The 10,040-nt window shown below is 69.2% G+C and carries 2 protein-coding genes; both read left to right on the forward strand.

The genetic code is table 11. The features are described from left to right. The first annotated feature begins 20 nt into the window (after positions 1 to 20). Complete coding sequence (locus tag VLK31_RS26755) at positions 21 to 5,327, forward strand: amino acid adenylation domain-containing protein (RefSeq protein ID WP_409171504.1); 5,307 nt, start codon at positions 21 to 23, stop codon at positions 5,325 to 5,327. Further along, the gene (locus tag VLK31_RS26760) at positions 5,327 to 10,036 is read left to right on the forward strand and encodes an SDR family NAD(P)-dependent oxidoreductase (protein ID WP_409171505.1); all 4,710 of its coding nucleotides are present in this window, start codon (positions 5,327 to 5,329) and stop codon (positions 10,034 to 10,036) included. The genes VLK31_RS26755 and VLK31_RS26760 overlap by 1 nt, the downstream gene beginning before the upstream one ends. The last annotated feature ends 4 nt before the right edge of the window (positions 10,037 to 10,040 follow it).

A 10,040-nucleotide genomic window follows, 5' to 3' on the forward strand; every position in this document is an offset into this window, starting at 1 on the left:
TTTTATCTGGAGTGAGCGAGATGGCACGCACGCCGACAACGACGCTGGATCAGCGGCACCCCGAGCCCGCGAACTTCGTGGACCACCTGCAGGCCCTGGCGCAGGCGCGGCCGCACGATGTGTGGCTCACGGTGGTGGGCGAGGCGAACGGCGTTCACTTCGAAAAGCAGGTCACCTATGCCGACTTCGCCACGCGCGTGCGCGCCCTGGCGGCCCGGCTGCAGCAGCAATTTGCCAAGGGCGAGCGTGCCCTTGTGATGCTCGACAACGACGACCACTACGCCGTGAGCATGCTGGCGTGCTTTCATGCGGGCGTGATCGCGGTGCCCGTGTTTCCGCCCGAATCCATGCGGGCGCAGCACCTCGCGCGCCTGACAGGCATCGCGCAGGACGCGCAGGCCGCCTGCGTGCTCACGTCTTCGTCGATGCTGGCCACCATGGCGGAGGTCGAGACGTCGTTCGCGCAAGCGTCGATGGTGGCCGTCGACATGGTCGATGCCGCGCTGGCCGATGCGTGGACGCCGTTTGCTCCCGCCGACGAAGACCCCGCCTTCCTGCAGTACACCTCGGGCTCGACCAGCGCGCCCAAGGGCGTGATCGTGACGCACGGCAACCTCATGGCCAACGAGCGCGCCATCCGCGAAGGCATGGGCATCGGACCGCAAGACAAGTTCGTTTCATGGGCGCCGCTGTACCACGACATGGGCCTCATCGGCGGCCTCATGCAGCCGCTTTACAGCGGCATTCCGCTGGTGCTGACGTCGCCGCGCTACTTTCTCGAAAGCCCGGTGCGCTGGCTGGAGCTCATCTCCCGCCACCGCGCCACGCTCAGCGGCGGCCCCGACTTCGCCTACCGCCTGTGCCTGGACCGCGTGAAGGGCGAGCGCCTGGCGGGGCTCGATCTGTCGAGCTGGCGCGTGGCCTACACCGGTGCCGAGCCGGTGCGCGCCGACACCGAAACCGAATTCATCGCCCGCTTCGCGCCCGCAGGCTTCGACGCTGGCGCGGTGTACCCGTGCTACGGCCTGGCCGAGGCGACCTTGTTCGTCACTGGTGGGCAGCGCGGCGCCGGCCTGGTGGCGCGCAGCTTTTCTGCGCAGGCGCTGGCCAGGGGCGAGGGCGTCGAAAGCGCCAACGGCACGCTGCTGGTCGGTTGCGGCGCCGCGCCCGAGGGGCATGAGGTGCGCATCACCGATCCAACTTCGCTGGCGGCACTGTACGACGGCCGCGTCGGAGAAATCTGGGCCGGCGGCCCGAGCATCTGCGCCGGCTACTGGGGCAAAGACAGCGAGAGCCGCGAGACCTTCGCCATGCACGAAGGCCAGCGCTGGCTGCGCACCGGCGACCTGGGCTTCCAGCACCAGGGGCAGCTCTACGTCACGGGCCGCATCAAGGACCTGATCATCGTGCGCGGGCACAACATCTACCCGCAAGACATCGAGCGCCTCGTCGAAGCCGAAGTGCAGGCCGTGCGCAAGGGGCGCGTGGCTGCATTCGCGGTAACCGGGCCGCAGGGCGAAGGCCTTGGCGTGGCGGCCGAGGTGTCGCGCGGCATGCAGAAGCTGGTGGCGCCGCAGGCGCTGGTCGAGCTGCTGGGCGCCGCGGTGAGCGAGGTGTTCGGCGAAGCGCCCGCCGCAGTGGTGCTGCTGAACCCGGGCGCGCTGCCCAAGACCTCCAGCGGCAAGCTGCAGCGCCAGGCCTGCCGCGCAGGGCTGGCGGCGCGCAGCCTCGATGCCTACGCCATCTATGAGCGCGGCGGCTTCACGCATGGCGGCACTGCGGCGGCACTGGCAACGGCCGACGCGCCCGTGCTGGACGACGTCACGCAGGCCGTGGCGAATGTCTGGCGTGAGGTGCTCAGGTGGCCCGAAGGTCGCGCTCTGGCCCACGACGCGCACTTCTTCACCTCCGGCGGCAATTCGCTCGCGGCGGTTCAGGCGTGTGCGCGCATCCAGCAGCGCTGGCACATCGCGTTCGGCCTGCGCGACCTGTTCGAGCAGCCCAGGTTGAACGCTTGCGCGCAGGCGGTGCGCAGCCGCATTGCGCAGCCTGGCCATGCGGGCATATTGCCCATCGAAGCCATCGCGCCCATCGCGCCGCTCTCCGCCGAACGCCGCCTGCAGCCATTGCCGCTGTCGCATGCCCAGGCGCGCCAGTGGTTCCTGTGGAAGCTTGCGCCGCAAAGCACGGCGTACCACATGAGCGGCGCGCTGCGCCTGTCGGGTACGCTGAATGCGAATGCCATGCACGCTGCGTTCGATGACCTGGCCGCGCGCCATGAATCGCTGCGCACGGTCTTCCTGGCCGGTGCCGATGGCACAGCCGAACAGCTGATCAGCGCGTCGTGGGCGCCGCTGTTGAAGCAGGTCGATCTGCGCTCCTGCGCGGCCGAAGAACGCGAGGCACGCGCCGCGGAGGAAACACAGCGCCTGCACGCCACGCCCTTCGACCTGACGCAGGGCCCGCTGCTGCGCGTGGCGCTGCTGCAGCTTTCGGACACGGTGCACCTGCTGGCGGTGGTGATGCACCACATCGTGTCTGACAGCGCGTCGATGCAGGTGATGCTCGACGAACTGGCCGCTGGCTACGCGGCGCGGCTGCACGGCGACACCCCATGCCGCATCGCTGCGCGCATCCAGTACGTGGACCATGCGGCATGGCAGCGCGGCTGGCTGGCCGCGGGCGAGGCCGATCGGCAACTGGCCTGGTGGCGCACGCAGCTCGGCGACACGCACCCCGTGCTGGCGCTGTCCACCGACCGCCCGCGCACTGCGCAGGTCGGCTACCGCGCGGCCCGGCACAGCGTCGAGGTGCCCGCGGCGCTGCAGGCCGGCTTGCGCCAGGCCGCGGCGACCGAAGGCGCGACGCTGTTCATGCTATTGCTGGCCGGCTTCCAGGCGCTGCTGCATCGCTACACCGGGCAGCAAGACGTTCGGGTCGGCGCGCCGGTGGCCAACCGCGGACGGCCGGAGGCGGAAGGCGTCATTGGCTTGTTCGTCAACACGCTGGTGCTGCGCAACGCGGTCGGCGCGCGCATGCCGCTGTCGCAGCTTGTGCAACAGGCCAGGGATGCGGTGCTGGGCGCGCAGATGCACCAGGACCTGCCGTTCGAGCAACTGGTCGAGGCCCTGCAGCCGCAACGCAGCCTGGGGCAGACCCCGCTCTTTCAGGTGATGTTCAACCACCTGGTCGAAGACCACCGGGCGATGGCACGGCTGCCGGGGCTCGAGGTGGCGCACCATGCGCTGCCCGATGGCGAGGCGCAGTTCGAGCTGGTGCTGGAAGCCCGCGAGACGCCCGATGGTCCGCTGACGCTGGGCTTCGTCTATGCAGCGGAGTTGTTCGACCGGGAGACGGTGGAGCGGTTGGCGGGGCATTACCTGGCGGTGCTGGGGGCGTTGGCCGAGCAACCGGAACTGGCGGTGGGTGATGTGGCGCTGGTGGGTGCGGCGGAGCGCGCGCAGTTGGTTGCCTGGAGCGAGAACACGTGGGTTCATGAAGGCACGCAGCCCGTGCATCGTCAGATCGAAGCGCATGCGAAGTCGAAGCCGTTGGCGCCTGCGCTGGTCTTCGGTGACGAGGCGTTGAGCTGTGCGGAACTCAATGCGCGCGCCAACCGATTGGCTCATCGATTGATCGCCTTAGGTGTTCGGCAGGACGTGCTGGTCGGCATTTGCGTAGAGCGTTCCACCGAAATGATGGTGGGCATCCTTGCCATCCTCAAGGCCGGCGGCGCCTATGTGCCTTTGGACCCCGAGTACCCCGCAGACCGCTTGGCATACATGGTCGAAGACAGCGGCATTGTGCTGTTGCTGACCCAGAGCCATCTGCGGTCGTTGATCCCCGGCGTCGATTCGCTGCAGGTGCTGGAGCTCGACACGCTGGACACCTCCGACGAGTCAGAAGCCGATCCCCAAGTCGCTCTGCATGGCGAGCACCTCGCCTACGTCATCTACACCTCAGGCTCCACTGGCCGACCCAAGGGCGCAGCGATCCGCCATGCGGCGCTGTTCAGCTGCATGGCCTGGATGCAAGAGTTCTACAAGCTCGCAGGCGAAGACACCGTATTGCACAAGGCCCCGTTTGGCTTCGACGTATCCGTCTGGGAAATGTTCTGGCCCCTGACCTCGGGCGCCAAGCTGGTCATTGCGAACCCAGGTGACCATCGCGACCCGATACGCCTGGTCGAGCTGATCCAGCAGCACCAGATCACGACGCTGAACTTCGTGCCATCGATGCTTCAAGCCTTCCTGGCGTACGAAGGGATCGAAGCGACCACGAAACTCAAGCACATCATTTGCGGCGGCGAGGCGATGCCCGCGGCCACGCAGAAGGAAGCGCTTCAACGCCTGAGCGGCGCCACGTTGCAGAACCTGTACGGCCCGACCGAGACGACGATCCACGTCACGCAGTGGACATGCCGGGACGATGGCAGCACGCAGGTGCCTATCGGCCGTCCGATCAGCGACACGCAGGCGTACGTGCTGGACGACAGCCTGAACGAGGTTCCGGTAGGCGTCGCTGGAGAGCTGTATCTGGGCGGCATCAATCTCGCGCGCGGCTACCTGAAGCGCGCAGCCCTGACCGCCGAGAGATTCATCGCAGCAAACGACGGCGCCAGGCTGTACCGCACGGGCGACCTCGTGCGCTGGAACAACGAAGGCCAACTGGAGTACCTCGGCCGCATCGACCACCAAGTGAAGGTGCGGGGATTCCGCATCGAGCTGGGAGAGATCGAGGCCCAACTGCAGGCCCAGCCTGAAGTGCGAGAAGCAGTCGTGGTCGCGAACGAAGGCCCCGCAGGCGCGAGGCTCGTCGGCTACGTATCGGGCCAAGGCATCGACACGGCAGTCCTAAGAGAACGCCTGTCGGAGGCACTGCCCGACTACATGGTCCCCAGCGTGCTGATGGTGCTCGACGCATTGCCACTGAACGCCAACGGCAAGGTCGACCGCAAGGCACTCCCCGCGCCCGAATTCACCAGCGACAAGCCCTACGAAGCCCCCCAGGGCCCCATCGCCGAAACCCTCGCAGCAATATGGGCCGAAGTGCTGCAGGTCGACAAAGTCGGCATCCACGACAACTTCTTCGACCTGGGCGGCCACTCGCTGCTGGTGGTGCGCGTGCATCGCCTGCTCGAAGACCGGCTGCGCACCACGGTCGCGCTGGTCCAGCTTTTCAAGTACCCCACGGTCGGTTCGCTGGCCCAGTGGATGGCACGCGGTGCCGCCGCGCCCGTGGCGTCGTCCACTGCTGCCGACGACCGCGCCCTGCGCCAGCGCGCCGCCTTGCTTCAACGCCGCAAAGCCGCGGAAAGAGTCAACTGATGCACACCACCAACGAACCGCTCGACCTGCCTGAACTCTCCGGTGCGACCGGCATCGAGATCGCCATCGTCGGCATGGCCGGCCGCTTTCCGGGCGCCGACGATGTCGATGCACTCTGGCGCAACATCCGCGACGGCGTGGAGTCGGTGGCCCGCTTCACCGACGACCAGTTGCGCGCGCAAGGCGTTTCGCAAGCGTTGCTCGACGACCCCGCCTACGTGAAAGCCGGCACCCAGTTCAAGGGCTTCGACCAGTTCGATGCTGGCTTCTTCGGCTACTCGCCGCGCGAGGCGGAGTACCTCGACCCGCAGCAGCGCATCTTTCTGGAGTGCGCCTGGGCCGCGCTGGAGCATGCCGGCTGCGACGCGCACAACTGGCCCGGCAAGGTCGGCGTGTATGCGGGCGAGGGCCCGAACATGTACCTCATGCGGCACCTGCTGCCCGCGTTCGGCCTGGGCGACGGGCGCGGCATTGCCGACCTGCTGGGCCTCATGAGCGGCAACTCCGGCGGCTCGCTGTGCACCCGCGTGGCCTACAAGCTCAACCTGCGTGGGCCCGCGGTGACGGTGCAGACCGCCTGCTCCACCTCGCTTGCCGCGGTGCACACCGCCTGCCAGGCGCTGCTGGGCTACGACTGCGACATGGCGCTGGCCGGTGGCGTGTGGCTCAACCTGATGCAGGACGCTGGCTACCTGTATCAGCAGGGCGCCATCCTCTCGCCCGACGGCCACTGCCGCGCGTTCGACGCGCAGGCCGCGGGCACCGTCATCGGCAGCGGCGCGGGCCTGGTGGTGCTCAAGCGGCTGGACGATGCGCTGCGCGACGGCGACACCGTGCATGCGGTCATCAAGGGCACGGCCGCCAACAACGACGGCGCCGACAAGGTCGGCTTCACCGCGCCCAGCGTGAACGGCCAGGCCGAGGTGATTCGCGCGGCGCAGCTGATTGCCGGCGTGCGCGCCGAATCGGTGGGCTATGTCGAGGCGCACGGCACGGGCACGGTGCTGGGCGACCCGATAGAGATGGCGGCGCTCACGCAGGCCTTCCGGGCTGACGCTGAAGGCACAGACGGCACACACGGCACAGGTCGCACCGCCCGCACAGGCTATTGCGCCGTTGGCTCCGTGAAGACCAACATCGGCCACCTCGACGCGGCCGCCGGTGTCACCGGCCTCATCAAGACGGTGATGGCGCTCAAGCACAAGACGCTGCCGGCCAGCCTGCATTTCCAGCGCACCAACCCGCAGATCGACATGGTGGACAGCCCGTTCTACGTCAACGCCACCACCAAGGCCTGGCCAGCGGGCGCGACGCCGCGCCGCGCCGGGGTCAGCTCGTTCGGTATCGGCGGTACCAATGTGCATGTGGTGCTCGAAGAAGCGCCGCCCGCTAAGGCCGCAAGCAATACAGCAGGCTGGCAGGTGCTGCCACTGTCCGCCCGCAACGCCACGGCGCTGCAGGAGGCTGGTCGGCAACTGGGCCGTCACCTCGCGTCTGCCGTCGACCAGCCGCTGGCCGACATCGCCCACACGCTGCAAAGCGGTCGCCGCGCGATGCCCTTGCGCGCCGCCCTCGTCGCCGATGGCCACGCGATGGCCGCGCAGGCGCTGCTCGCGCCCGAAGGCGGCTTCGAGCAGGTGCTGCGCGCGCCGGTTGGTGCGCCCGAGGTGGCCTTTCTCTTTCCCGGCGGCGGCACGCAGCACGCGAACATGGGCGCCGCGCTGTACCGCAACGACGCGGTGTTCCACGGTGAGGTCGACCGCTGCTGCGCCTTGCTGAACGACGCCATGGGCAGGGACCTGCGCCAGGTGCTGTACCCCGCGCCCGGCAGCGAAGCAGAGGCCGACCAGTTGCTGTCGCGCATCGAATACACGCAGCCGGCGTTGTTCATCGTCGAGTACGCCATGGCCCGTGCATGGATGGCGCGCGGCGTGCAGCCCGCGGTGATGCTGGGCCACAGCCTGGGCGAGTACGTAGCGGCCTGTTTGGCAGGCGTGTTCAGCCTGGAAGACGCGCTGCGCATCGTCACCACGCGCGGCCGCCTCATGCGCTCGATGCCCGCTGGTGCCATGACGGCCATCGCGTTGAGCGAGGCAGAGCTCGCGCCCTTCCTCGGCGCCGGTTGCGATGTGGCCGCCATCAACGGCGCGCAGCTGTGCGTGCTGTCGGGCCCGCTGCAGGCCATCGAGGCGGCGGAGCAACAGCTGTTCGCGCGCGGCCTCATGCCGCGCCGGCTGCATGTGGCCATCGCCTCGCATTCGGCCATGACGGAGGCCATCGTGGCCGAGCTGCAGCAGGTGGTGGCCTCGGTGCCGCGCCATGCGCCGCGCATTCCGTTCATTTCCAACGTCACCGGCCGGCTGATCACGAACGCCGAGGCAACGGACCCGGCTTACTGGGGCCGCCACCTGCGCGGCACCGTGCGCTTTGCCGACGGGCTGGCAGTGCTGCTGAGCGCGCCCGGCCGTGTGCTGCTCGAAGTGGGCCCCGGCGAAACGCTGACCGGCCTGGCGCGCCAGCACCCGCAGACCGCATCGGCCGCAGGCATCTGGGCCAGCCAGGCGCACCCGCAGCAGCAAGCGCGCAACGAAAGGCAACTGGCCAGCGTGACCGGCGCGCTGTGGTGCGCGGGCGTGGAGATCGACTGGGCCGCCTGCCGCGCAGGCCAGCCGCGCCGCCAGGTGCCGCTGCCGAGCTATCCGTTCCAGCGCCAGTCTTACTGGGTGGAGGCGGGCAGCTTCGAGGGCAAGCCGTCGACATTGGCGAGCCCGGCGGCTGGTGCGTTCTACGTGCCGACCTGGAAGCGCACCGCGCCCTTGCACGCTGTGCAAAGCGCGGCACCAGCGGGCACCTGCACGCTGGTCTTTGGCGAAACGGGCGGGCTTGTCGACGGGCTGGTGCGTCAGCTGCAGCAGGGTGCCGATGCGCACCCCGTGGTGTGGGTGGAGCAAGGACCAGGCTTCGTCGAAATCAGCCCGCGTCACTTCGCCGTGCGCCCCGGCGAGCGCGCCGACCACGAGCAACTGCTGCGCAAACTGCAGGCCGAACTGGGCCCGGTGTCGCGGGTGCATCACCTGTGGGGCGTGGACGCAGATGGCGCGCCGCCGTCGTCATCCGATGCTTTGCTGGAGCGTGGCTACTTCAGCCTGCTGGCCCTGGCGCAGGCGCTGGAGAGCACCGCGGCCGGCCGCGAGCGCAAGCTGTCGATTCAGGTCGTCACCAACCAGATGGAAGACGTGTCGGGCACCGAGGCGCTGCGCCCCGAGAAGGCCACGCTGTTCAGCCTGGCCAAGGTGATCGGCCAGGAGTACCCGCACATCGACTGCCGCGTGGTCGACGTGCTGCTGCCGGCGGCCGGCAGCGGTGCCGAGACGTGGTTGCTGAAGCAGCTCGCGGCGGACGCGCCCGCGGCACCCTCAGCACCTGCCGCACGCGACGAGCCGATCGTCGCGTACCGCGGCCCGCATCGCTGGGTCAAGGCCTACGAGCCGCTGGCCCTGCCGGCGCAAGGGGCCGGCCCGCAGCAGCGCCTGCGCACGCAGGGCGTCTACCTGATCACCGGCGGCCTGGGCGGCGTGGGCCTGTCGGTGGCGCGGCACCTTGCGCAAGCGTGGCAGGCCAGGCTGGTGCTGATCGGCCGGTCGCCGTTGCCTGAGCGCGCCGCGTGGGAATCGCTGGCGGCCTCGCCAGAGCAGCCTGCAGCCCTGCGCCAGAAGCTGCTGCAACTGATAGAGCTCGAAACGCTGGGCGGCGAAGTGCTCGCGCTGTCGGCCGACGTGACCGACGCCGCGCAGATGCAGACCGTGGCCGCACAGGCCCGGCAGCGCTTCGGCGCCATCCACGGCGTGATTCACGCGGCGGGCCACGCCGCCAGCGGCATGATCGGCCAGCGCACCCGCGCCATGGTCGATGCCGTGTTCGCGCCCAAGCTGCGCGGCACGCAGGCCCTGCTGGCGGCGGTGCGCGACGAGCCACTCGATTTCGTGCTCCTGTGTTCCTCCATCTCCAGCATGGCCGGCGGCCTGGGCATGAGCGACTACGCGGCGGCCAACGCCTACCTGGACGCGCTGGCCGCGAAAGCCGCGCAGGAGCAGCGCAGCGCAGGCCCCGCCGTCTTCTCGGTCAACTGGGACGCGTGGCGCAACCTGGGCATGGCCGCCGGCATGGTGCTGCCCGAGGGCGTGGGCATGGACGGCCCCGAAGGCGCGCTGGCGCTGGAGCGCATCGTCAACTGCCCGGCGCACGCGCAGGTCGTGATCTCGACGACCGACCTCGCGCAGCGCCTGGGCGAACTCGACAGCGGCATGCTCGCGCTGATCGAGAACGGCCCGCTGGCCCATGCCGCGCGCCGCAACCATCCGCGCCCCGCGCTCGACACCCCCTACGTTGCGCCCGAAGGCGATCTGGAGACCGACCTTGCCGCCCTGTGGCAGGACATGGTGGGCATCGCCGCCATCGGCGTGAACGACAACCTGTTCGAGCTGGGCGGCGACTCGCTGCTCGCCATCCAGATCCTGGCGCGCGTGCGCAAGGCCTACGACGTCGAACTGCACCCGGCCGCCTTCTTCAAGGCGCCCACCATCGCCGACCTGGCCCTGCGGGTCGAGACCCTGCTGATCGAAGAGATCGAGAACGCGGACCTTGCCGGCCCTGCCGACCTTTCCGATGCCGCCGCGCCCACACCGGACCGCCTGTCCGCCACCGTCTGAAGAC

Source organism: Variovorax sp. H27-G14, assembly GCF_046156345.1.
In the GTDB taxonomy this organism is placed as follows: domain Bacteria; phylum Pseudomonadota; class Gammaproteobacteria; order Burkholderiales; family Burkholderiaceae_C; genus Variovorax.